Origin of the sequence: Pseudidiomarina marina, from assembly GCF_044807045.1 — a bacterium.
In the GTDB taxonomy this organism is placed as follows: domain Bacteria; phylum Pseudomonadota; class Gammaproteobacteria; order Enterobacterales; family Alteromonadaceae; genus Pseudidiomarina; species Pseudidiomarina marina.
Genome location: NZ_CP085233.1, coordinates 821318 through 846837, shown reverse-complemented (window position 1 = coordinate 846837; position 25520 = coordinate 821318). Strand labels below are relative to the sequence as shown.

The following is a 25520-nucleotide window of genomic DNA, read 5'->3' as shown; positions in this document are numbered from 1 at the left end:
TCCCTATTAACGGATTGTTCTAACTTCGGCGTCGAAGCTTACACTATCACCATCGCTAAAATGAAGCGTAAATTCAACTTGATCACCCGGCTTAAACGTATTCTTTACACCAAACATCATTAAATGATAGCCGCCCGGCTGAAAAACGACTGTTTCGCCAGCTTCTAGAGCAAGTTCAGGTACGCGACGCATACGCATCATGCCATCGCGCATCACATGCTGATGCACTTCTATGGCTCGTGACGCATCAGTGTCAGCACCAACAATACTGATCACTGACGTGCCTGTATTACTTATAGTAAAGTAGCCTGCACCATTCTCTGTACCCGGTATCGACTCTTTCACCCAAGCATTTGAGATTTCAACCTCTGCAGCCATTACGTGAATCGGTAAAATAAACGAAATCAGAAGTAGCCTTTTTATAATCTGCATAACTCTCTCCGCAACATGTGTTGTTGCAGTTTACACAGTATTAGGCTTCTTTCGTACTACCAAATAGACTAAAAATCCGACCAACAAATAAGGTAATAACCAGCCAAACAAGCTTAAAGCGAGCGCTATAACTGCAATCGTTAGCGCAAGACCGACGCTACAACCTACAAACACTGCTAAAGCAAAGGCGCCTGCAGCTAGTGCAAGAACTAGCAAGCCAGTAAAACCAATACTAAATACGATGCCAATAACCGCACCGACAAATCCAAGTATTTCATCAGCGAAAAACAATGCAGCTATGACCGCGATAACAATCCACATGATATTTTGCTTGCGTTGCATAAACTAATCTCCAGTTTGATATTTCATCACAGTACTCTTCTCATTAAGTTATATGCAATTGTCGTGCCTATTTTTTATCTTGTTGTTTTTATTGGATTAATTTGAATTCTTAAATTAAGTAATAACGGGGAAATGAGGTTTTTACCAATAAGTTGGTGAAATAGACTAAAAGACCAAGGCGATATTAGCTGTTGGATATTAGATATTAGAAGAGCGAAGGCGTTGTTCGTTATTCGTTGTTCGTGCGTTCACTTCGTTCACTGTTCGTCCGTGCTACGCACTGTTCGTTATCGAACAGAGAGGCGAAGCCGAACGCACGAACAGCGCAGCGCACGAACCACGAGTCACGCTTTTGGCTTTCCCAAAACGAAAAAACCCCGAGCGTTAGCTCGGGGTCTCGTCGTATTTGGAGCCTGGCGGTGTCCTACTCTCACATGGGGAAGCCCCACACTACCATCGGCGCTGAAGCGTTTCACTACTGAGTTCGGAATGGATCAGGTGGTTCCACTTCGCTATGGCCGCCAGGCAAAAACTGTTAAACAATATAAACGCGCTGATTGTTCGTATGAATGCGCACCCTACAGGAACGTATTTTAATAGAAGCTCGAACTTGCGTCCCCGGCGTCAAACGCCGGGCTACATTAGCCCTAAACACCTTCGGTGTTGTATGGTTAAGCCTCACGGGCAATTAGTACGGGTTAGCTCAACGCATTACTACGCTTCCACACCCCGCCTATCAACGTTGTAGTCTCCAACAACCCTTCAGGACAATTACATGTCAGTGAGAGCTTATCTTGAGGCTCGCTTCCCGCTTAGATGCTTTCAGCGGTTATCGATTCCGAACATAGCTACCGGGCAGTGCCACTGGCGTGACAACCCGAACACCAGAGGTTCGTTCACTCCGGTCCTCTCGTACTAGGAGCAACCCCTCTCAACTCTCAAACGCCCACGGCAGATAGGGACCGAACTGTCTCACGACGTTCTAAACCCAGCTCGCGTACCACTTTAAATGGCGAACAGCCATACCCTTGGGACCGACTACAGCCCCAGGATGTGATGAGCCGACATCGAGGTGCCAAACACCGCCGTCGATATGAACTCTTGGGCGGTATCAGCCTGTTATCCCCGGAGTACCTTTTATCCGTTGAGCGATGGCCCTTCCATTCAGAACCACCGGATCACTATGACCTGCTTTCGCACCTGCTCGACGTGTCTGTCTCGCAGTTAAGCTGGCTTGTGCCATTACACTAACCGTACGATGTCCGACCGTACTTAGCCAACCTTCGTGCTCCTCCGTTACTCTTTGGGAGGAGACCGCCCCAGTCAAACTACCCACCAGGCACTGTCCTCGATCCCGATAAGGGACCTAAGTTAGAACATCAAACATACAAGGGTGGTATTTCAAGGATGGCTCCACGTCAACTAGCGCCAACGCTTCATAGCCTCCCACCTATCCTACACATGGAGGTTCAATGTTCAGTGCCAAGCTATAGTAAAGGTTCACGGGGTCTTTCCGTCTAGCCGCGGGTACACCGCATCTTCACGGCGATTTCAATTTCACTGAGTCTCGGGTGGAGACAGCGTGGCCATGGTTACACCATTCGTGCAGGTCGGAACTTACCCGACAAGGAATTTCGCTACCTTAGGACCGTTATAGTTACGGCCGCCGTTTACCGGGGCTTCGATCAAGAGCTTCGCTTACGCTAACCCCATCAATTAACCTTCCGGCACCGGGCAGGTGTCACACCCTATACGTCATCTTTCGATTTTGCAGAGTGCTGTGTTTTTAATAAACAGTCCCAGCCACCTGGTCACTGCGGCCAGCTCCAGCTCCCCCCGCAAGGGGTTCACTAGCTCTGGCGTACCTTCTCCCGAAGTTACGGTACTATTTTGCCTAGTTCCTTCACCCGAGTTCTCTCAAGCGCCTTAGTATTCTCTACCTGACCACCTGTGTCGGTTTCGGGTACGGTCAACATGTACCTGAAGCTTAGAGGCTTTTCCTGGAAGCAGGGCATCAACAACTTCGCATCCGTGGATGCTCGTCTCGTATCTCAGTCTTAGTCGCCCGGATTTTCCTAAGCAACCAACCTACATACTTTCACCGGGATAACCAACACCCGGCTTGCCTAGCCTTCTCCGTCCCCCCATCGCAGTACATGTCGGTTCAGGAATATTAACCTGATTCCCATCGACTACGCCTCTCGGCCTCGCCTTAGGGGCCGACTTACCCTACCCTGATTAGCATGGGATAGGAAACCTTGGTCTTCCGGCGTGCGGGTTTTTCACCCGCATTATCGTTACTCATGTCAGCATTCGCACTTCTGATACCTCCAGCATGCTTCTCAACACACCTTCAACGGCTTACAGAACGCTCCCCTACCCAGCACACAAGTGTGCTGCCGCAGCTTCGGTGCATGGCTTAGCCCCGTTACATCTTCCGCGCAGGCCGACTCGACTAGTGAGCTATTACGCTTTCTTTAAAGGATGGCTGCTTCTAAGCCAACCTCCTAGCTGTCTGAGCCTTCCCACATCGTTTCCCACTTAGCCATGACTTCGGGACCTTAGCTGGCGGTCTGGGTTGTTTCCCTCTTCACGACGGACGTTAGCACCCGCCGTGTGTCTCCCGGATAGTACTCACTGGTATTCGGAGTTTGCATGGGGTTGGTAAGTCGGGATGACCCCCTAGCCCAAACAGTGCTCTACCCCCAGTGGTATTCGTCCGAGGCTCTACCTAAATAGATTTCGGGGAGAACCAGCTATCTCCGGGCTTGATTAGCCTTTCACTCCGATCCACAAGTCATCCCCATCTTTTTCAACAGATGTGGGTTCGGTCCTCCAATTGATGTTACTCAATCTTCAACCTGCTCATGGATAGATCGCCCGGTTTCGGGTCTATACCTTGCAACTAAAACGCCCAGTTAAGACTCGGTTTCCCTACGGCTCCCCTATACGGTTAACCTTGCTACAAAATATAAGTCGCTGACCCATTATACAAAAGGTACGCAGTCACCCCGAAGGGCTCCTACTGCTTGTACGTAGACGGTTTCAGGTTCTATTTCACTCCCCTCGCCGGGGTTCTTTTCGCCTTTCCCTCACGGTACTGGTTCACTATCGGTCAGTTGGGAGTATTTAGCCTTGGAGGATGGTCCCCCCATATTCAGTCAAGATAACACGTGTCCCGACCTACTCGTTTTCACAATCATTGCCTCGTCGTGTACGGGACTATCACCCTGTATCGTCAAGCTTTCCAGCTTGTTCCACTAAAACTATGATTGCTTAAGGGCTACTTCCCGTTCGCTCGCCGCTACTAGGGAAATCTCGGTTGATTTCTTTTCCTCCGGGTACTTAGATGTTTCAGTTCTCCGGGTTCGCTTCCTTAGGCTATGTATTCACCTAAGGATACTGAGCAAGCTCAGTGGGTTTCCCCATTCGGAAATCCATGACTATAACGGCTCTTACTGCCTCATCATGGCTTATCGCAAGTTAGTACGTCCTTCATCGCCTCCAACTGCCTAGGCATCCACCGTCTACGCTTAGTCACTTAACCATACAACCCGAAAATGTTTATTCGAATCGCATGGGCTGTTCTCTATGCTGTACACAAGTTCGATACGCCTCTACCAAAATGGTGTTTCAAGTAGAGTGGCATTTCATTACTTTATTACAATCAGCTTGTTCATATTGTTAAAGAGCGTCGTAACATGAGGTTACTGATAACTATTCTCGTAAGAATGTTTATCGCTAACCTTGGATAAAAACCGTTATTCGTTATTGGTTATTCGTTATTCGAAAAACCCAACACCAAGCCAGAAGCTTGCTTCAAAGTTAGGCAAGGCGGGAAGCCGCGAAGCATACATCAGTATGTGAGTGGCTTTCCAACGCAGCATAACGTTGAAGTGGTGGAGCCAAGCGGGATCGAACCGCTGACCTCCTGCGTGCAAGGCAGGCGCTCTCCCAGCTGAGCTATGGCCCCACAGGCCGTAGGCCTGTCGTTGTTCGTTATTGGTTATTCGTTATTCGTGAAAACAACAAACCAAACCAAACACAACAAACCGATAAGGGAAATTCGCGTGAGAGCAAGGCGAGAGGATGCGAAGCATACATCAGTATGCGAGTATCCGAACAACGCAGCTATCGCGAGAATTTGGTGGGTCTGAGTAGACTTGAACTACCGACCTCACCCTTATCAGGGGTGCGCTCTAACCAGCTGAGCTACAGACCCAGTATCCGCTAAATCTGCAACTCCGCTTCGGTCGGTGCGACCTCACCCGCTTATGCAGGGCAGGTGCACTCTATCGAGCTGAGCTACAGACCCAGTTTCTATCCGTTACATCTACCAAACCAGGCAATCTGTGTGAGCACTTATCTTCTTCAAGGCTTTTTCATAAGGAGGTGATCCAGCCGCAGGTTCCCCTACGGCTACCTTGTTACGACTTCACCCCAGTCATGAACCACACCGTGGTAAACGCCCTCCCGAAGGTTAAGCTATCTACTTCTGGTGCAGCCCACTCCCATGGTGTGACGGGCGGTGTGTACAAGGCCCGGGAACGTATTCACCGTGGCATTCTGATCCACGATTACTAGCGATTCCGACTTCATGGAGTCGAGTTGCAGACTCCAATCCGGACTACGACGCGCTTTTTGAGATCCGCACACTCTCGCGAGTTAGCTTCCCATTGTACGCGCCATTGTAGCACGTGTGTAGCCCATCCCGTAAGGGCCATGATGACTTGACGTCGTCCCCACCTTCCTCCGGTTTATCACCGGCAGTCTCCCCAGAGTTCCCGCCATTACGCGCTGGCAACTAAGGATAAGGGTTGCGCTCGTTGCGGGACTTAACCCAACATCTCACAACACGAGCTGACGACAGCCATGCAGCACCTGTCTCAGTGTTCCCGAAGGCACTCATCTATCTCTAGAAAATTCACTGGATGTCAAGGGATGGTAAGGTTCTTCGCGTTGCATCGAATTAAACCACATGCTCCACCGCTTGTGCGGGCCCCCGTCAATTCATTTGAGTTTTAACCTTGCGGCCGTACTCCCCAGGCGGTCAACTTAGTGCGTTAGCTGCGTTACTCACTTCGTTTATGAAACGAACAACTAGTTGACATCGTTTACGGCGTGGACTACCAGGGTATCTAATCCTGTTTGCTCCCCACGCTTTCGTACCTCAGCGTCAGTTTCTGACCAGGTGGCCGCCTTCGCCACCGGTATTCCTTCCTATATCTACGCATTTCACCGCTACACAGGAAATTCTACCACCCTCTTCAGAACTCGAGCCTGCCAGTTCAAAATGCCATTCCCAGGTTGAGCCCGGGGCTTTCACATCTTGCTTAACAAGCCGCCTACGTACGCTTTACGCCCAGTAATTCCGATTAACGCTTGCACCCTCCGTATTACCGCGGCTGCTGGCACGGAGTTAGCCGGTGCTTCTTCTGTGGCTAACGTCAATATGCAAGAGTATTAATCTTACATCCTTCCTCACCACTGAAAGTGCTTTACAACCCGAAGGCCTTCTTCACACACGCGGCATGGCTGCATCAGGGTTTCCCCCATTGTGCAATATTCCCCACTGCTGCCTCCCGTAGGAGTCTGGGCCGTGTCTCAGTCCCAGTGTGGCTGATCATCCTCTCAGAACAGCTAGAGATCGTCGCCTTGGTGGGCCTTTACCCCACCAACTAGCTAATCTCACTTGGGCCTATCTCTAGGTGCAAGGTCCGAAGATCCCCTGCTTTGGTCCGTAGACATTATGCGGTATTAGCCACAGTTTCCCGTGGTTATCCCCCTCCTAAAGGCAAGTTCCCAAGCATTACTCACCCGTCCGCCGCTCGCCGGCAGAGTAGCAAGCTACTCCCCGCTGCCGCTCGACTTGCATGTGTTAGGCCTGCCGCCAGCGTTCAATCTGAGCCATGATCAAACTCTTCAGTTTAAAGTGTTTAATCGACCCATTGAATCAATGACTTAATAAATCTAATTTGTTAAGCACTTTTCCAATCAGTCAGGTGGTCTATTTAAAGACCTTTTGTGCATCCAAAGATGCTTTCTCTGCCTGAATCCGGTAAGTGCCCACACAGTTTGCTTGGCTTGGTATATTGTTAAAGAGCGTTCGCAATCTTCTCTGAAGATGCGGCTTGCGTCTCAGCAAGCGAGGCGGCGTATTCTACAGCCTCGATGTTTTGTGTCAAGCTTTTCGGCGAAATTTTTTCTGACTCAAAACATCTGCTTTTGGCGACTTCGTTGTCTGCCTCAAGCGTGGGGCGCATTTTAGAGATTTAACTGGCCGCGTCAAGCGCCTTTTTGACATTTTTATGTGTTTTTTTGCCAACTGCTGATTTTGTGAGCGAAGCGTATAAAAAAAGCTCGCCGAAGCGAGCTTTTTGATTCAATAGCAGCCTTACTTACTTTTTCGGACCGCCTTTACCTGGCTTACCACCACCGGTGTCACCGCCATCATCGCCGCCGGTATCACCACCAGTTGATCCACCACAACCATTTGCTGTTAGGTAATCAACTGCAGCTTTCGCTTGAACAAGACCGTGTCCATATAACGTATCACGACCTGCCGCACCTAAATCTTTGGCAGTCGCAGCTAATGCATTACGAATGTCGTCATTGCTACACGTAGTATGGTGTGACCATACTAATGCTGCAACACCAGCAACATGAGGGGTTGCCATAGACGTACCATCGAAGAATGCCCAATCGCTATCAGTAACACCAACCGTTGTGTTAGCACCAACTTGATTGAGTAACGTTGCGCCATCAGTATCACTGATACCCACAGCTGGGATAGATGCACTGTAATCGCCAAGTGTACCTAATACCATTCCAGGCTCGTTGTTATAAACGATAGCACCAACGCCACCACCAGCTTCACAAGCTTGTACTTTTTCAGCGAATGAAATCACACCGCGTTCGATTAAACAAACTTTACCCGCTGCATCATTACAAGTTGAGTCACCAATACCGCAATTGGCTAATTCACCAGAATTTTCCACTCGCGCAGTGCCTTCCATGCTCGTCGCTTCATACGCAACACCAGCAACTGACAGTGAGACTTTCTCACCGGTACCACGAGGTACAGAAGAAAGAACGCTTACACCTGGGCCAGCAAGTTCAACTTGGTCTGTTTGTTGTGAAAACGATGCATGCTGTTCATTCGCATCAACCGCCGCAACAGAAACAACCGAGTCATAAGAAGCAGGGTACGAATGACGCGTATTACCGTCGTTACCCGCAGCTGCGATACTTAGAATACCAGCCGAATTCAACTGAGCAAAAGCTCGCTCTTCAGTGCGGTTTGCACGTGAACCACCCAAGCTCATGTTGATAACGTTTGCGCCGTAATCCGCACATTGTTCTGCAGCGGCCATTAATGTTGATGAGTATGCCCAGCCAGATGCCGAGAATACTTTAACAATATGTAAGTTCACATTGCCGTTTGGCAAGACGCCAACAACACCTTCACCATTTGATAATGCAGCAATAGTACCAGCAACATGAGTACCGTGACCGTTTTCATCGGTATACCAAGTACCTGTACCTGCATCATTAACACCTGTTACACCAGATGTTTGTAGATCTGGGTGACCCATGTCATAACCTGAGTCGATAATACAGACAGTACGTGTACCCGCAGCGGCGTCTGATACTAAATCAGCTTGAACCATTTCGATGCCGTATGGCTTGCCTGGTTCCCACTGGGTACTTTGCACAAAACGTTTCTCGTCTGGAGTAACGCTAACAACGTTAGGGTTGTTCATTAAGCTGTGAACTGCAGAGTGAGGCACTTGAATTGCCATCGCATTGAAACGGTCGTAACGGTGCAAAATTTTATTATCTTTGTTGTCACCTGGATCATCGCCATCCTTCGGTGGATCAAGCAAACCGTCGTCATCTAAATGTAAAAATGCTTCAATGGCATTTTTTGAACCTGGTTTAAACTCAACGATAACGCGTTCTTTATCATTATTTGCATGAGCTGGCCCATGGGCGTTTACAGCTGTGCTGATAGCAAGCGACAACGCCGCTAAAACTAGCGCACTATTTTTGGTAGTGTTCGACATGGATTTGACCCTTTTTTATTATACTTTCTAATGTGTTGTTCGTTTGCGACGAATTATTTTTTACATGCCGCAGTGGGTCATAATGTAGCATTTTGTTCGTATGCGCAATGTCATACTGTGAAGAATTTGTAAAGTTACTTGATCTCAACTTGAGTGGACATTTTGAGATCTGCCGTTACAATTCGCGCTCGTTCGCATTTAGAAAGAGACGTATTTAGGAAATTTTATGACGCATCAAGCAATCAACTCTGATGATTACCAAATTCAGCTTTCGAACAAGGTCGAACTTCTAAAGTCGATGCTTGCGCCTTTTGCAGTGTCAGATATTGATGTTTATGAGTCACCAAAAACTCATTACCGGATGCGTGCAGAATTTCGGGTTTGGCATGATGGAGATGATTTGTTCTACATTATGTTTAACCCAGATACTCGAGAAAAAATTCGTGTTGATTCATTTCCCGTTGCTAACGAGCTTATCAATGATTTAATGCCGGCTATTCTTGATTATGTTCGCGAACGCCCAAACCTGCGGAATAAACTTTTTCAGGTCGAGTTTCTGACGACGACAACGAACGAAGCCCTTGTTTCACTGATTTATCATCGGCAACTCGACGAGACTTGGCAGCGTGAAGCTCTCGAACTAAAACACGACCTAAGTAAATTCGGAAAAATCGAGATTGTCGGCCGAGCCAAGAAGCAGAAACTGTGCCTAGAGAAAGACTGGGTTGTCGAAACATTAATTATTGATGAGAAGCCATATCGTTTCCAACAGGTTGAAAACAGCTTTACTCAGCCGAATGCCGCCGTGAACCAGCACATGGTGAGTTGGGCGCTCAATGCAACGAAAGGTAGCCACGGCGACTTATTAGAGTTGTATTGTGGTAACGGAAATTTCAGCCTCCCATTGGCACAAAACTTTAATCGGGTTCTCGCAACAGAAATAAGTAAGACGTCGGTTGCCTCTGCACGCTATAACTGTGAGCTTAACGATATCCACAACGTCACTGTCGTGCGTATGTCCGCCGAGGAGTTTAGTGCGGTGATGGCAGGTGATAGAGAGTCTCGACGCGCGAACGAAGCAGAAATAGAAAGTTTCGACTGTCGTACCGTACTCGTTGATCCGCCGCGAGCTGGTTTAGATGGAGATACCGTTGAACTGGTGCGAAACTACGATTCAATTGTTTATATCTCGTGTAACCCAGAAACGTTGGTCGAAAATCTAGAGTCGCTGCAAAGCACGCATAACGTTTCCCGTGCAGCTTTATTTGATCAATTCCCTTATACCCACCATATGGAAGCTGGTGTGATATTAAAAAGGAAGACTTAAGAATACGAGAGTATTAGGCGGCGGTAAGGAAGTTGGTCGAGCGAACCAATCGCAGATTCACCCAGTGCGCCGCGATGATCATGCTCGCGCCAAGCAAGATAATAATCGGTTCACCCATTTCACCGAGACTATCTTTATGCCAGTAGATGAAGCCACCAGCTATTAACAGCACCAAAGGATATAGCCGTGCATGCTGGCGAATACCATTAATCAGCGCAACTAAACCAAGCGCAATACTGGTGCCTAAAATAACCCGCTCAAGCAGTTCTTCACCAATAAATGACAATCCGATGAGTGACAGCATTGGCAAAATGACAGGCAGCAATAAGCAATGCAACGCACATAAAGTGGTCACCCACATACCTGTTTTATCTAACGAACGCTGTGTCATTTCTTCGCCTGCTTCAGTAACAACCTACACCCCAGTTGAGAGTGTTATAGTATAACATTACCTGTTTTAAGCGCAAGTGATCGAGAATGGTAAAACTTGACGAATATCAGAAACACCAGTTACTAGCATCAGCAAACGATCGAATCCAAGAGCGACACCCGAACAATTCGGCATACCTGCATCGAGCGCTTCCAACAGTCGAAAATCGGTCGGTTTCATGTTTTTTCCGAATTGTTTTCTGAGTTGATTATCGTGATTAAACCTAAGCTGTTGGTGTGCAGCGTGAGTTAACTCCTGATAGCCATTCGCCAACTCGATACCACCAACATACACTTCGAAGCGCAATGCCACACGTTCGTCGTCATCAAGTTCCGCTAACGCCGCTTGGCTCGCTGGAAAACGCTCTACCACCGTAATATCCGACTTCTTCAACTGCGGTTCTATCACCAACGACATAGCAAGTTGTAGTAACGTATCTTTATCTGTTTCACGTTTTACTAGATCCGCAATTCGCTCATCGTTTACAAGGCAGTTTTCAAGTTCAGCAATGGAAGCAGTAAGCGGATCTAAGTTCAAATATTTTTGAAATAGCCGCTGGTAGGTCGTTTGATGAACCTCTCGGGCACCGAGTACGTCGCGGAGTAAGGTAACAGCTTCATTGATTAAATCTTGCATCGTGAAGTTAATTCGATACCACTCCAGCATGGTGAACTCTGGATTATGGAAGCGGCCCACTTCATCGTCACGAAACACTTTACCCAGTTGATAAATTGATTGCCCATATGCGGCAAGCAATCGTTTCATTGCATACTCAGGTGATGTTTGTAACTGGAAACGCTGGTTGGGGAAAAAACTGAGCGTGGTCTCGAGATTCTCAAGATGTAAGTCGGTGACGCCGAATCGACCCAGTATTGGTGTATCGACTTCAAGTACATTACGTTGCTGAAAAAAATTACGAATGGTTTGAAACAATGCAGCTCGCTGTCGCAAAATATCAAGCGAAGCGCTCGGTTGCCAATTATCAGTGAGCTGCATCGTTTAGTAACAACTTATTTTTGAACGCGTGATACGTACTCGCCCGAGCGCGTGTCAACTTTTACCACTTCACCAGTTTGTACGAACAGTGGTACACGAACGACAGCACCAGTGCTCAACGTTGCTGGTTTACCACCAGTACCCGCGGTGTCACCTTTCAAACCTGGATCGGTTTCAACAATTTCAAGCTCAACAAAATTCGGTGGCGTTACAGCAATTGGATTACCGTTCCACAATGTCAGTGTACAAGTATCTTGTTCCACCAACCACTTGGTTGAATCGCCAACTGCTTTCGCATCGGCAGCTAATTGTTCAAAGGTTTCGTTGTTCATGAAGTGCCAGAATTCACCGTCGTTATATAAATAGGCTAATTCCATATCAACAACGTCTGCGCCTTCTACCGATTCACCTGATTTGAAGGTTTTTTCAACGACTTTTCCGCTAATCAGTTTGCGGATTCGTACGCGGTTAAACGCTTGCCCTTTTCCTGGTTTAACAACTTCATTGTCGATGATGTTACATGGCTCACCATCTTGCATGATTTTTAAACCAGCTTTGAATTCATTTGTGCTGTAATTCGCCATAGCTTCCTCATATGCTTTCAAATTAAGCGATTTCGCGGCCAATAATAAACCATAACGCAGCAATTTTCAGGTAAAATAATTCACGTCACGCAACAATTTTACAGGAAGCCTGTGTCGAATTTGAATGTCATCTCTGTCCGACCGCAATGGCAGCAGGAGTTAGCACAATCTATATCAGACCCAAGTGAATTGGGTGCTTTATTACGCCTGCCTGACAACTGGATTACGCAAAACGCCAAGGCGCGCGAATTATTTCCGCTTCGTATTACTCGCTATTTCGTCGGCTTGATGCGCCAAGGCGATATTCATGACCCACTGCTACTTCAGGTGATGCCAAATCAAGCCGAGTTTGAACAAAAAGAAGGCTTTATCGCCGACCCGCTGGAAGAACAAAATAGTAATCACGCCGGCATACTGCACAAATACAAATCGCGTGTACTTGTTATTTTGCGGGGTGGTTGTGCGATAAACTGTCGTTACTGCTTTCGGCGTCACTTCCCTTATGAAGACAACCACTTCGGTCGCACTCAGTTACAGCAGTTGGTTGAACTCATTCAATCAGATGGGGCTATCAATGAAGTGATTTTGAGTGGCGGCGATCCGCTCATGGCAAATGACGACCAATTGTCTAAAGTGATTTCGGTGCTAGAAGAGTTGCCGCAACTAAAGCGGTTGCGTATTCATAGTCGCTTGCCCATTGTATTGCCATCACGCTTGACGGAAAATCTAGCGAAGCGACTACAGCAAAGTCGCTTACAAGCAATTTTGGTTTTACATGCCAATCATCCGCGGGAAATATCGAGTACGTTAAAAGACGCTTTAGAATATTGGGCTCGCCACGGCATCACGCTATTGAATCAAAGTGTTTTGCTGAGAGGCGTTAACGACTCGGCAGATACGCTAGTCGATTTAAGTGAAGCTCTTTTTGATGCGAAGGTTATTCCTTACTATTTACATCAATTAGACAAAGTTGCTGGAGCGAGTCATTTCGCAGTGAGTGATGAGCGAGCTCGCGAACTTGAACGGCAGCTGCGAGCTCGTTTACCTGGTTTTCTGGTTCCTAAGTTAGTGCGTGAAATTGCTGGCGAAGCGAGTAAAACACCGCTTTAATTACCGCCAATGCATTTTCGCTAATCAGTAGCATTCGGAAACGTGTCACGAAACCAGTCTTGTAATAATTCTTTTTCAAAATAGAGACTATCACGACTAGAACCCATCACATTCCGAATGTTTCGTGATGGCGCGAGTGCTTTTAGCTCCACATGATCAGCTTCACTGATGATCTCTCCTTGTGCATCAGTATACCGATATGAAATCACAAGGTGCGGATAAGAAACGTCATCTAGAATGCGCTGAAACGCACTACTTGTTGCGCCAAACGTTGGCTCAACTCGTCCTGCAAGATCAACATCATTGAAGGTAACTTCGAGTTTATTTTGCTCAGGTAGCTTTTGCCCTAATGTTTCAACATACTCGGTAAAGTTTGCCTTGGTTCGTTCTTCAAATCGGCTCTTCAACTCGTTCACGGCTTCAAAATCAGTAAACGACTTCACATCATCCCATTTCACCGAAACTTCAGCCGCATTGGCTACGCCAGCTACTAAAGCAGTAGCAATTGCAAAACCTAATACAGACGTTTTCATACTTGCCTCCATTGAGCACAATGATTCGTGTGCTTTCAATTCGTTGCATACAATTCTGTGCATCCAACAGTATAGACGCTGGAATACGGATTTTTGTGACAAGCTACAAACAAAAAAGGAAGCACCAAGGTGCTTCCTTTTATTTCGTTCGACGCGTCGGTCGGCTTACATCATGCCGCCCATTCCGCCCATGCCACCCATGTCTGGTGCAGCTGGCTCGTCTTTCGGTAGCTCAGCAACCATCGCTTCAGTGGTAATCATTAGCGCAGCTACTGATGCAGCGAATTGCAGTGCAGAACGGGTAACTTTGGTTGGATCCAAAATACCCATCTCTAGCATGTCGCCGTAAACATCTTGGCCAGCATTGTAACCGTAGTTACCTTCACCGTTTTTCACGTTGTTCGCAACTACTGATGCTTCAGCGCCAGCGTTGGTTGAGATTTGGCGAAGTGGCGCTTCCATTGCACGCAATGCCAGTTTGATACCAACGTTTTGGTCTTCGTTGTCACCACGTAGGTCAGCAAGTTTGCTTGCTGCACGTACCAGCGCGACACCGCCACCAGGTACCACACCTTCTTCAACCGCAGCGCGAGTTGCATGCAACGCATCTTCAACACGAGCTTTCTTCTCTTTCATTTCCATTTCAGTGGCCGCGCCAACTTTGATCACTGCAACGCCGCCGGCCAATTTCGCCAAACGCTCTTGCAGTTTTTCACGGTCATAATCAGAAGAAGTTTCTTCAATTTGCTGACGAATTTGCGTCACGCGACCTTCAATTGAGGCTTGATCACCGCTGCCGTCGACAATGGTGGTGTTATCTTTGTTGATAACAACACGCTTCGCGGTACCAAGGTCGTCAAGCTGAGCTTTCTCAAGCTCCATGCCGATTTCTTCAGAAATCACATTACCGCCGGTTAATACCGCGATATCTTGTAACATCGCCTTGCGACGGTCACCGAAACCTGGCGCTTTAACCGCAGCAACTTTCACAATGCCACGCATGTTGTTCACTACCAAGGTTGCCAATGCTTCGCCTTCAACGTCTTCAGCGATGATTAACAGTGGCTTGCCTGATTTCGCAACGCCTTCCAATACAGGAAGTAATTCGCGAATGTTTGAGATTTTCTTGTCAACCAACAAGATGAACGGGCTTTCTAATTCAACCGTACCGTTCTCTTGGTTGTTGATGAAGTATGGTGACAAGTAGCCACGGTCAAACTGCATCCCTTCAACAACGTCAAGTTCGTCTTGCAAAGCTTGACCTTCTTCAACGGTGATAACACCTTCTTGGCCTACTTTGTCCATAGCTTGAGCGATGATTTCGCCGATGGTGCTATCAGAGTTGGCAGAGATAGTACCGACCTGTGCGATTGCTTTTGAGTTGTTGCAAGGCTGCGACAATGCTTTTAATTCTTCTACCGCTGCGATAACAGCTTTATCGATACCGCGCTTCAAATCCATTGGGTTCATACCCGCAGCAACGGCTTTCAAACCTTCGTTGACAATGGCTTGCGCTAATACGGTTGCAGTCGTCGTTCCGTCACCCGCCTCATCGTTAGCTTTTGACGCAACTTCTTTGACCATTTGCGCGCCCATATTTTCGAACTTATCTTCAAGCTCGATTTCTTTCGCTACCGATACACCATCTTTGGTGATCAAAGGTGCGCCAAATGATTTTTCTAGAACAACGTTGCGGCCTTTTGGACCCAAGGTTACTTTTACTGCGTCGGCTAGAATGTTGACGCCTTTTAACATGCGCTGACGCGCTGTGTTACCAAACTTAACTTCTTTAGCTGCCATGTTCGTTTCCCTCTTAAGCTTCGATAATCGCTAAAATGTCTGATTCAGACATGATCAGGTATTCTTCACCGTCAATCTTTTGCGTTTTTACGCCATAGCTTTCGTTGAATAATACGCTGTCACCTACTTTGACATCCAAAGCTTTCACGTCACCGTTATCCAAGATGCGACCATTGCCTACTGCAACAACCTCACCGCGCGTCGATTTCTCTGCTGCTGAACCAGTCAGCACGATACCGCCTGCAGATTTGGTTTCTGCTTCAGAGCGTTTAATGATCACACGATCATGTAAAGGACGAAGTTTCATCGTTGATAACTCCTAAACCTAATGTTTGTGGTTGATAACTATGCTTCAGCGATGAACTGAAGCTGTTAAAAAATGTGTTGTGCCCCTGTTATGGGGGGTAAAAAATTGATATCAAGGTTTTCTGATAAATTTTTTTTGTTTTCGTATACTGACCAAAATTCAACGTACAGGTGTATGTATGACGACAGAACATCGTTTAGTGATTTGTAGTTGTCCAGATAAACATGTTGCCAAAGCACTAGCTGATAAGATACTGCGAGCGCGCTATGCGGCATGTGTGAATATCTCTGCACCATCAACCTCAATGTATTGGTGGGATGACCACATTCATGCCGATGAAGAAGTTTTGCTGCAAATCAAAACAACGCTCGGTTCACTTGATGCACTATTTGAACTCATTCAAACTGCGCATCCTTACGATGTTCCTGAAATTGTCGCGTTAGCTATTACCGAAGGCTCTGAAAGCTATTTAAACTGGATTACACAGGTCACCCAATCATGAAGTCTATGTGGTATCGAAGCATTGTTATGATGTTTGCGTTGTGGATGTCGCTGACATCGGCGGTTCTTGCACAAGCACAATTTGAATTAGGGCAGGATGATCCGTTTGCACAACAAAATCAATTTCTGCCGGTTGATGAAGCGTTTCAGTTCGATTTTCGGCAACAGGGCGATAAACTCACACTTAGCTGGGAGATTGCTGACAGTTACTACATGTATCAGCATCGTTTTGTTGTCAAAACGCCAGTCCAGTTAAAAGCAGAGCCACAGTTACCAGAAGGTGAACCTCACGTTGATGAGTTTTTCGGTGAAACAATTGTTTATCGTGACTTTGTAGAGCTCACCTATGAATTAAGCCAAGCAAGCCCCGATCAAGCGTTTACCATTTCGTATCAAGGGTGCGCCGATGCGGGTTTGTGTTATCCACCGACCGAAAAAACCGTTTATCTCAGTGCTGTAAAAGGCGACGGTTCAGCTTCAATTGACTTTCAGCAAGTTGCCGAGAACTCCCAGCAAACCACATCATCGACGTTTTTTGATGCCATTATTGAAAAGCCGCTATGGTTGGTTTTACTGCTGTTCGTTGTGCTTGGTATTGGCTTAGCATTCACCCCTTGCGTGTTGCCAATGTATCCTATTATTTCCGCAATTATTATGGGACAGACTGGTGCCGGCACTAGCCAACCGAAGCAATTAAGCACCCGCCGCGCGTTCACCTTAAGCCTTGCTTACGTGCAAGGCATGGCAATCACGTATTCAATATTAGGTGTGGTGGTGGCGCTTGCTGGCTTGCGCTATCAAGCCATGTTGCAACACCCTGCCATTCTCATCACATTAGCCGTTGTGTTTGTGCTCTTGGCCTTAAGTATGTTGGGGGCGTATACACTGCAACTGCCCCAAAGTTGGCAAAACTACTTGAACCAATTGAGCCAATCGCAACGTGGCGGCGCGCATCGTAGCGTGTTTACCATGGGAGCAATTTCAGGATTGATTGCATCGCCTTGCACCACCGCGCCGTTGTCAGGTGTTTTGTTATTTATTGCGCAATCGGGCGATTTAACCATTGGCGCCGCTGTGCTTTATGCATTAAGTGTTGGTATGGGCTTGCCACTACTAGCCTTTGGGGTAACTGGCGGCAAACTGTTACCGAAAGCCGGTGCGTGGATGAATACCATCAAGCGCGTATTTGGTGTGGTGTTGTTGGGCGTCGCTATTGTGCTTGTCGAGCGACTCATTCCATACGTTATCGCTGATTGGTTATGGGTCGTGTTTATTGTACTTAGCGCTATTTATCTGATTCAAGCAGACATACGCGAACTTTCGAAAAAAGCTGCCGCTCGTTTCGCAGCAGCGTGGCTTATTATTAGTGCTGTGCTGTTATATAGTTGGTGGCCGCAATCACATCATTCGTTGCCATTTATTCAAGTAAAGTCAGTAGCTGAAATTCAGCGACAACTAGAAGATGCTGCCATCGATAATAAGGTTGTCATGCTCGATCTCTATGCAGATTGGTGTGTGGCGTGTAAAGAGTTTGAACGTGATACGTTTTCGGCTGACGAGGTTGCGGCGGTAACCGCTGATGTGGTTCTGCTGCAAGCTGACGTTACTGCGAACACTAGCACAAACAACGCGATTCTCGCTGAATATCAAGTTCTTGGCTTGCCTACGATTTTATTCTTCAAGAACCAACAAGAGATAAGTCGCACGCGGGTTACTGGATTTATGCCAGCAGAAAACTTCGCTGAACACATAAAAGAGTTAAAAACACGTTAAAACTTGCAGCGAACAGCGGTGATAAGACCAGTATTTTGCTGCTTATTCTCATTTTTTCACTATAATGCTGAATTAGGTGTTGAATTAGAGGCTGCAAATGGCCTCTAATATCAATCTTGATACGTTCGCAGCAGATCGCAGCATTATGACAGCAAATAACGATAAAAAATTCAGAGTGCTCTTACTCAATGGTCCTAACCTTAACTTGTTAGGTACCCGTGAGCCGGAAATCTATGGTAGCGACACGCTCGACAAAATTGAGCATCGCTTACGCGAACATGCCGAATCGATGGGTATCACTTTGGATTGTCGGCAATCAAATGCCGAACATCAATTGATTGACTGGGTTCACGAAGCGCGAACGTCACATGTCGATTACATTATTATTAATCCCGGCGCCTATACACATACCAGCATTGCGTTGCGGGATGCGCTCGCCGGGGTCGCAATTCCATTTACCGAAATACATCTTTCCAATATTCACGCTCGCGAAGAATTTCGTCAGCATTCCTTTTTAGCAGATATTGCTGTTGGTGTAATTTGTGGGTTTGGTGCTCAAGGTTACGACTTTGCGCTACAAGCGGCGAAGCACTTTCTAAGCAAGCAATAACGAACATAAAACATTGGGGTCATAATAGATCATGGATATTCGTAAAATTAAAAAACTGATCGAACTGGTCGAAGAATCAGGTATTGCCGAACTTGAAATTACCGAAGGTGAAGAGTCGGTACGTATTCACCGTGGTGGTAGTCACAGCGCGCCGATGCACTATCAACTTCCGCCACAACAAATGATGGCAGCCCCGGCTCCGGCTCCAGCGGCGCCTGCGGCAACCGAAGCTCCAGCAGCACCTGAGCTATCTGGCCATGTGGTGAAATCACCAATGGTTGGTACCTTCTATGCCGCTCCAGCACCTGGTGCCGCTGACTTTGTTAGCGTTGGTCAACAAGTAAAAGCCGGCGATACCCTGTGTATTGTTGAAGCGATGAAGATGATGAACCAAATTGAAGCCGATAAAGGCGGTGTGGTGAAACAAATTCTTGTTGAGAACGGTGAGCCGGTCGAATTTGACCAACCTCTGTTTGTCATCGAATAAGTATATCGACACAGGACATAGTCATGTTAGATAAGGTAGTGATAGCAAACCGAGGTGAAATTGCGCTGCGTATATTGCGCGCCTGTAAAGAACTCGGTATCAAGACGGTTGCAGTGCATTCCACTGTCGACCGCAATTTAAAGCACGTGTTGTTGGCGGACGAGTCAATCTGTATTGGTAATGGACCATCAACCGATAGCTATTTAAACATTCCACGTATTATTAGTGCAGCGGAAATTACTGACGCTGCAGCCATTCACCCTGGTTATGGCTTTTTAGCTGAAAACGCTGACTTCGCTGAGCAGGTTGAGAACTCTGGCTTTATTTTTGTTGGCCCTACGGCTGATGTGATTCGCTTAATGGGCGATAAAGTATCAGCTATTGAAGCAATGAAAAAAGCGGGTGTCCCGTGTGTTCCAGGTTCTGGCGGACCACTGGGCGATGATGATGCCACCAATATCAAAATTGCCAAGCGCATTGGTTATCCAGTAATCGTAAAGGCAGCTGGTGGTGGCGGTGGCCGTGGTATGCGCGTCGTTCGAAAAGAAGACGAATTGCTACGTGCCATTAGTACAACCAAAGCTGAAGCCGGCGCTGCGTTTGGTAATTCGATGGTGTACATGGAGAAGTTTCTCGAGAATCCGCGCCACATCGAAATTCAAGTGCTAGCTGATGGTCAAGGTAATGCCGTTTACTTAGGAGAGCGCGACTGCTCGATGCAACGGCGCCACCAGAAAGTTGTGGAAGAAGCGCCAGCACCGGGTGTCACTCCTGAAATGCGTAAATTTATTGGCGAGCGCTGTGTGAAGGCCTGTATTGAAATTGGCTACCGTGGTGCAGGCACGTTTGAGTTCTTGTATGAAAATGGTGAGTTCTACTTCATCGAGATGAACACACGTATTCAAGTAGAACATCCTGTGACCGAGATGATCACCGGAATCGACCTCATTAAAGAGCAATTGCGTGTTGCCGCAGGTCGTCAATTGTCTATCTCGCAAGAAGATATCGTCATTCGCGGACATGCCATTGAATGTCGTATTAATGCTGAAGACCCAAACACCTTTGTACCATCACCGGGTTTGATTACACGTTTCCATTCGCCAGGTGGCTTGGGTGTGCGTTGGGATTCGCACGTTTACGCGGACTACAAAGTACCGCCAAACTACGATTCGATGATTGGTAAGCTGATTACTTACGGTGAAAATCGTGATGTCGCGATTGCCCGTATGCGTAATGCCTTGAGTGAATTAATTATTGAAGGCATTAAAACCAACGTACCGTTGCAAAAAGACATTATGGCTGACGAGAACTTCCAGCACGGTGGCACCAACATCCACTATCTCGAGAAGAAACTTGGTATGGGTGGTCACTAACCCCCATGCCTTGGATTCAACTAACCGTTTCAGCGCCTGAAAAGCATGCCCCAAATATTGGGGACATGCTTGAAGGCAACGGCGCCATGGCCGTAACTTACCGTGATGCACAAGATAATCCCATTTTTGAACCACCGCTTGGCGAACTTGTTTATTGGCAAGAAACGCTAGTCACTGGTTTATTTCCCGCTGAGACTAATTTGGCGCCAGTTATCAAGAATTTGAAGAAGTCGAGTTACTTCAAAGACGGATTCAATTACAAAACGGATCAACTGGAAGACAAAGACTGGGAACGCGAATGGATGGACAACTTCCACCCCATTCAGTTTGGTAAGCGCTTGTGGGTTTGTCCGAGTTGGCGGGATATTCCTGATCCCAACGCGGTCAATATTATGCTCGACCCCGGCATGGCTTTCGGTACTGGCACACATCCCACCACCGCATTGTGTCTCGGGTGGCTTGATGGCCAGGATCTAACTGCGAAAACCGTTGTCGACTTTGGCTGTGGTTCGGGCATTTTAGCCATTGGTGCATTATTGTTAGGTGCTAAACGCGCTGTGGGTATCGATATTGATAAACAAGCTCTCATCGCAAGTATGGAAAATGCCGAACGCAATGGCGTAGCCGAACAGCTTGAAGTGTATCTGCCAAGTAATCAACCAACCCTGAAAGCCGATGTTGTGGTTGCCAATATTCTCGCGGGACCATTACAAGAACTTGCAGATATCATCACTAATTATGTCGCTGAAGGTGGCGAATTGGTCATGTCGGGTATTCTTGAACGGCAAATTCCAGCCGTGCAGGCTGCCTATGAAGAGCAATTTGAATTTAGCCCTGCTCAGGTCAAAGATGACTGGGTAATGCTACACGCCAAGCGCAGACGGTAATATTCCTGCAATTTGTCAAGAGCAAAAAGTACAAAAAAGGCGGCTTTTGTACAAATTACAGCCTTTTCTTTAGCCGCCAAATTCCCTAAAATTTCCCACCCTTGAGTTGCACAGTTTTTAACCGATGCGGATCGGACCATATCAATTAGACAATCCAGTGATACTTGCGCCAATGGCGGGAGTAACCGACCTTCCCTTTCGACGTTTATGTCAAGAGTTGGGGGCTGGTTTGACGGTGTCTGAAATGTTATCGAGTAATCCGTTGGTGTGGGATACCAAAAAGTCGCGTGACCGTATGGAACACGCTGATGAACCTGGTATTCGAGCGGTGCAAATTGCAGGGGCTGAGCCCGAATTGATGGCTGCTGCGGCAATTCACAATGTGAATAACGGCGCGCAAATCATCGATATTAATATGGGCTGCCCTGCGAAAAAGGTAAATAAGAAGCTGGCAGGCTCGGCGTTACTGCAGTATCCAAAACTGGTCGAATCGATTTTGACAGCGGTAATAGCAGCAGTAGATGTGCCTGTCACACTGAAAATACGTACGGGGTGGGACCCAGATAATCGCAACGGCGTTGAAATTGCCAAGCTTGCTGAGCAACTTGGTATTCAGTCATTAGCGGTTCATGGCAGAACCCGGGCGTGCATGTATAAGGGCAATGCGGAATACGACACCATTCGAGCAATTAAGAATGCAGTGACAATTCCAGTGGTTGCTAACGGTGATATCACCACGCCTGAAAAGGCAAAACAGGTTCTTGAGTATACCGGTGCCGATGCCATTATGATTGGCCGCGGCGCACAGGGGAATCCGTGGTTGTTTCGTGAAATTGCTCATTATTTGGCAACGGGCGAGCAACTCCCGCCACCAAGTATTGATGAAGTTTGTGACGTTGTTTTACGACATGTTCGCAATCTCCACCAACACTACGGTGAGTACAGCGGTGTTCGGATTGCCCGAAAACATGTGGGTTGGTACTTACAACAGCAACAACCCGCGTCAGCTTTTCGTCGGGAGTTTGTCGGCATCGACGATGCTAACGAACAACTAAATGCCCTGGCGAAGTTTTTTGCAACAGTAAACTAGAAGAGATAGAGCGCACCTATGTTTGATCAAAACGCAAATCGTGATCCGATTTCTCCATTTACCACAATTGGTAACAATGCTCAGCCGAAACCGCTACGTGATTCGGTAAAGCAAGCGTTGAATTCATTTTTGAAGCAGCTTGACGGACACGATCCAGAAGAGCTATATGAATTAGTGCTCGCTGAAGTTGAAGCACCATTGTTGGAAGAGGTCATGACCTATACGCGTGGTAATCAAACCCGCGCCGCAACGATGCTTGGCATCAACCGCGGCACCTTGCGTAAGAAGCTGAAAAAATACGGCATGAACTAAGTGCCCCCAGAAAAAGAGCGCCTTGTGTGCTCTTTTTTTCTTTGTAAGACATCAAAAAGGTAGAGCAACCATGCAACATCGTCCTATTCAACGCGCCCTTTTAAGTGTTTCCGACAAAACTGGAATAGTCGCTTTTGCACAAGCGCTCGTGCAACGCGGCGTCGCTATTCTATCAACGGGTGGTACGGCAAAATTACTTCGTGAACATAATGTGCCGGTAACGGATGTTTCGGAACATACTGGGCAACCCGAAATTATGGATGGTCGCGTTAAGACCTTACACCCCAAAATTCATGGCGGTATTTTAGCCCGTCGCGACGTTGATCAGCAGGTGATGGCTGAGCAAAATATTGCGCCAATTGATTTAGTCGCAGTGAATCTTTATCCATTTGCAGAAACAGTTGCCGATGAAAATTGCTCACATGAAGATGCAGTTGAGAATATCGATATTGGCGGCCCGACCATGGTTCGTGCAGCGGCTAAGAACCATCGCGATGTTACCATCGTCGTCAACGCGAAAGATTATGATCGCGTGATTGCTGAGATGGATGCGAATGACAATAGCCTGACTTTTGATACGCGCTTTGATTTAGCCATTAAAGCCTTCGAACATACTGCACAGTACGACGGTATGATTGCGAATTACTTTGGTGCCCGCCTACCACAGCAAGAAAGCAAGTTTCCGAGAACCTTCAATGCACAGTTCGAGAAGAAGCAAGATTTACGCTATGGCGAAAATAGCCATCAACAAGCGGCGTTCTACGTGGAATCTAAGCCGAAAGAAGCCTCTGTGGCAACCGCTGTGCAGTTGCAGGGTAAAGAGTTATCGTTCAATAACATTGCTGACACGGACGCTGCGCTTGAATGCGTTAAATCGTTTGAACAACCTGCATGTGTGATTGTGAAGCATGCGAACCCATGTGGTGTCGCTATTGGTGAAACGCCTTTGGCAGCATACGATCGCGCCTTCAGAACTGATCCAACATCAGCGTTTGGTGGCATCATCGCCTTTAACCGAGAGCTCGACGGCGATACCGCTAAAGCCATTGTGGACCGCCAGTTTGTCGAAGTCATCATTGCTCCGGTGGTGAGCCAAGCGGCGCGTGACGTTGTTGCAAACAAAGCGAATGTACGTTTATTAGAATGTGGGCAATGGCCAGCCGAGCGCACGCCAAGTCTCGATTACAAGCGCGTAAACGGTGGTTTGCTAGTTCAAGATAATGATCAAGGTGAAGTCTCCCTAAGCGACTTAAGAGTTGTCACAGAAAAGCAACCGACAGATGCGCAGTTACAGGATTTATTATTCTGCTGGAAAGTGGCTAAGTTCGTTAAATCGAACGCCATTGTTTACGCTCGCGATGGTATGACGATTGGTGTTGGTGCCGGTCAAATGAGCCGCGTCTACAGTGCCAAAATTGCTGGTATTAAAGCGGCTGATGAGAATTTGGAAGTACCAGGTTCGGTGATGGCATCCGATGCTTTCTTCCCGTTCCGTGACGGTATTGATGCGGCTGCAGCTGCAGGTATTACCGCAATCATCCAACCGGGCGGTTCAATTCGTGATGAGGAAATTATCGCAGCAGCAAATGAACACGGTATTGCCATGGTGTTTACTGGCATGCGTCACTTCCGTCACTAACGGATTCGTTTGCTGAAATGGCTAGCACGGTTTAGGATGAAGCTATCTTATAGCTAAGGAGCAAGATAATGACTGTACGTAACCGTATGTTAAATCTGTTGTTCATCCCTATAACCGTGCTTGGCCTAAGCGCCTGCTCAGAATCAATCGAGTCGGACGCGGATTCAGTTAATTTATTACAGCAAGCCATTAACTCCGAATCCCGATCGGCCTCAAATCGTTCGCGCGATGAGTTCCGCCACCCGGCAGAAACTCTTGAGTTCTTCGGTATTCAGCCAAATTCGACGGTAGTCGAAATTTCACCTGGTGGTGGCTGGTACACTGAAATTTTAGCGCCCTATTTAAAGGATGACGGCCTGCTTTATGCTGCTCATTTTCCAGCGAATAGCAGTAGCGAGTATTACCAGCGCTCACGCCAAGCATTTATGGAACGTGTAACCAACGATTCAACTTTTAGCGCCGTTGTTGTCACTGAATTTGCGCCAATGAGCGATAGCGTTATTGCACCGCCAGAAAGTGCCGACATGGTGCTCACCTTCCGTAACTTACATAACTGGTATATGAGTGGCGGAGAGGAAGCTGTGCAAGATGCATTTATGCAATTTTATACGGCATTAAAACCAGGTGGCGTCTTGGGTGTTGTTGATCATCGCTTACCGGAAACTCGCCCCGACGAAGATATGGCCAACTCGGGTTATATGAAAGAGAGTTTTGCCATCGCTATGGCGGAGTCGGTTGGCTTCGAGTTAGCGGAACGCAGCGAAATTAACGCGAACTCAAATGACACTGCTGATCATCCTCGTGGTGTCTGGACTTTGCCGCCGACACTGCGCTTAGGCGACGAAGACAAAGAAAAGTATACTGCAATTGGTGAAAGTGATCGCTTCACCCTCAAATTTGTAAAACCTAAATCGTAACGAG

21 protein-coding genes, 2 tRNA genes and 3 rRNA genes are annotated in these 25520 nt (G+C 47.3%); 12 read left to right on the top strand and 14 right to left on the bottom strand.

The window, feature by feature from the left end; genetic code table 11:
- Positions 1-6 precede the first annotated feature (6 nt).
- From LG272_RS04035 to LG272_RS04000, 8 genes are all read right to left on the bottom strand, one after another.
- The gene (locus LG272_RS04035) at positions 7-432 is read right to left on the bottom strand and encodes a copper chaperone PCu(A)C (protein ID WP_404409758.1); all 426 of its coding nucleotides are present in this window, start codon (positions 430-432) and stop codon (positions 7-9) included.
- 30 nt (positions 433-462) lie between these two features.
- A complete protein-coding gene (locus LG272_RS04030) occupies positions 463-774 on the bottom strand; it encodes a hypothetical protein (RefSeq protein WP_404409757.1) in 312 nt (103 codons plus the stop codon).
- A gap of 411 nt (positions 775-1185) precedes the next feature.
- Positions 1186-1300: ribosomal RNA gene (gene rrf / locus LG272_RS04025) — 5S ribosomal RNA — on the bottom strand.
- 141 nt (positions 1301-1441) lie between these two features.
- Positions 1442-4321 (bottom strand): 23S ribosomal RNA (locus tag LG272_RS04020).
- A 350-nt stretch (positions 4322-4671) separates the two neighbouring features.
- Positions 4672-4747 (bottom strand) — tRNA-Ala (locus LG272_RS04015).
- Between the two features lie 172 nt (positions 4748-4919).
- A tRNA-Ile gene (locus LG272_RS04010) sits at positions 4920-4996 on the bottom strand.
- Positions 4997-5159: 163 nt separating this feature from the next.
- Positions 5160-6703: ribosomal RNA gene (locus LG272_RS04005) — 16S ribosomal RNA — on the bottom strand.
- The 16S, 23S and 5S rRNA genes sit together here with 2 tRNA genes alongside, the layout of an rRNA operon.
- 469 nt (positions 6704-7172) lie before the next feature.
- A complete protein-coding gene (locus LG272_RS04000; protein WP_404409756.1) occupies positions 7173-8840 on the bottom strand; it encodes a S8 family serine peptidase in 1668 nt (555 codons plus the stop codon).
- 226 nt (positions 8841-9066) lie between these two features.
- On the opposite strand from LG272_RS04000, the gene trmA reads away from it, so the two are divergent.
- Positions 9067-10167: a tRNA (uridine(54)-C5)-methyltransferase TrmA gene (gene trmA / locus LG272_RS03995; protein WP_404409755.1), complete on the top strand. Its 1101-nt coding sequence runs from the start codon at positions 9067-9069 to the stop codon at positions 10165-10167.
- Between the two features lie 13 nt (positions 10168-10180).
- Here trmA and LG272_RS03990 read toward each other — a convergent pair whose 3' ends face one another.
- From LG272_RS03990 to efp, 3 genes are all read right to left on the bottom strand, one after another.
- Complete coding sequence (locus tag LG272_RS03990; protein WP_126760208.1) at positions 10181-10558, bottom strand: MerC domain-containing protein; 378 nt, start codon at positions 10556-10558, stop codon at positions 10181-10183.
- Positions 10559-10624: 66 nt separating this feature from the next.
- On the bottom strand, positions 10625-11593 hold the full coding sequence (gene epmA, locus LG272_RS03985) for an elongation factor P--(R)-beta-lysine ligase (protein ID WP_404409754.1): 969 nt from the start codon (positions 11591-11593) through the stop codon (positions 10625-10627).
- 14 nt (positions 11594-11607) lie between these two features.
- Entirely contained in the window at positions 11608-12177 is a 570-nt protein-coding gene (efp, locus tag LG272_RS03980) for an elongation factor P (protein WP_126760206.1), read from the bottom strand.
- 111 nt (positions 12178-12288) lie between these two features.
- Between efp and epmB the strand changes: the two genes are divergently transcribed.
- Positions 12289-13287, top strand: a complete 999-nt coding sequence (gene epmB, locus LG272_RS03975; RefSeq protein WP_404409753.1) for an EF-P beta-lysylation protein EpmB — start codon at positions 12289-12291, stop codon at positions 13285-13287.
- A gap of 20 nt (positions 13288-13307) precedes the next feature.
- Here the strand turns inward: epmB and LG272_RS03970 are convergent, their stop codons facing one another.
- From LG272_RS03970 to LG272_RS03960, 3 genes are all read right to left on the bottom strand, one after another.
- Complete coding sequence (locus tag LG272_RS03970) at positions 13308-13820, bottom strand: DUF3016 domain-containing protein (RefSeq protein WP_404409752.1); 513 nt, start codon at positions 13818-13820, stop codon at positions 13308-13310.
- A gap of 165 nt (positions 13821-13985) precedes the next feature.
- Positions 13986-15620 carry a chaperonin GroEL gene (groL, locus tag LG272_RS03965; protein WP_404409751.1) on the bottom strand — a complete coding sequence of 545 codons (1635 nt, stop codon included), beginning with the start codon at positions 15618-15620 and terminating at the stop codon, positions 13986-13988.
- Positions 15621-15633: 13 nt separating this feature from the next.
- Positions 15634-15927, bottom strand: coding sequence for a co-chaperone GroES (locus LG272_RS03960; protein ID WP_092856976.1), 294 nt, complete (start codon positions 15925-15927; stop codon positions 15634-15636).
- 178 nt (positions 15928-16105) lie between these two features.
- Between LG272_RS03960 and cutA the strand changes: the two genes are divergently transcribed.
- The 10 genes from cutA (at position 16106) to LG272_RS03910 (ending at position 25516) form a co-directional block, all read left to right on the top strand.
- Positions 16106-16429: a divalent-cation tolerance protein CutA gene (gene cutA, locus LG272_RS03955; RefSeq protein WP_126760202.1), complete on the top strand. Its 324-nt coding sequence runs from the start codon at positions 16106-16108 to the stop codon at positions 16427-16429.
- The gene (locus tag LG272_RS03950) at positions 16426-18201 is read left to right on the top strand and encodes a protein-disulfide reductase DsbD (RefSeq protein WP_404409750.1); all 1776 of its coding nucleotides are present in this window, start codon (positions 16426-16428) and stop codon (positions 18199-18201) included. The genes cutA and LG272_RS03950 overlap by 4 nt, the downstream gene beginning before the upstream one ends.
- A 145-nt stretch (positions 18202-18346) precedes the next feature.
- Positions 18347-18811, top strand: a complete 465-nt coding sequence (gene aroQ / locus LG272_RS03945; protein WP_126760230.1) for a type II 3-dehydroquinate dehydratase — start codon at positions 18347-18349, stop codon at positions 18809-18811.
- Between the two features lie 31 nt (positions 18812-18842).
- A complete protein-coding gene (gene accB / locus LG272_RS03940; protein WP_126760201.1) occupies positions 18843-19298 on the top strand; it encodes an acetyl-CoA carboxylase biotin carboxyl carrier protein in 456 nt (151 codons plus the stop codon).
- Between the two features lie 23 nt (positions 19299-19321).
- Positions 19322-20671, top strand: a complete 1350-nt coding sequence (accC, locus tag LG272_RS03935) for an acetyl-CoA carboxylase biotin carboxylase subunit (protein WP_126760200.1) — start codon at positions 19322-19324, stop codon at positions 20669-20671.
- Positions 20672-20676: 5 nt separating this feature from the next.
- A complete protein-coding gene (gene prmA, locus LG272_RS03930; RefSeq protein WP_404409749.1) occupies positions 20677-21558 on the top strand; it encodes a 50S ribosomal protein L11 methyltransferase in 882 nt (293 codons plus the stop codon).
- A gap of 124 nt (positions 21559-21682) precedes the next feature.
- Positions 21683-22648, top strand: a complete 966-nt coding sequence (gene dusB / locus LG272_RS03925; RefSeq protein ID WP_126760198.1) for a tRNA dihydrouridine synthase DusB — start codon at positions 21683-21685, stop codon at positions 22646-22648.
- Positions 22649-22666: 18 nt separating this feature from the next.
- Positions 22667-22960, top strand: a complete 294-nt coding sequence (fis, locus tag LG272_RS03920; protein ID WP_092593808.1) for a DNA-binding transcriptional regulator Fis — start codon at positions 22667-22669, stop codon at positions 22958-22960.
- 70 nt (positions 22961-23030) lie between these two features.
- On the top strand, positions 23031-24599 hold the full coding sequence (gene purH / locus LG272_RS03915) for a bifunctional phosphoribosylaminoimidazolecarboxamide formyltransferase/IMP cyclohydrolase (RefSeq protein WP_126760197.1): 1569 nt from the start codon (positions 23031-23033) through the stop codon (positions 24597-24599).
- A gap of 68 nt (positions 24600-24667) precedes the next feature.
- A complete protein-coding gene (locus tag LG272_RS03910; RefSeq protein ID WP_404409748.1) occupies positions 24668-25516 on the top strand; it encodes a class I SAM-dependent methyltransferase in 849 nt (282 codons plus the stop codon).
- The last annotated feature ends 4 nt before the right edge of the window (positions 25517-25520 follow it).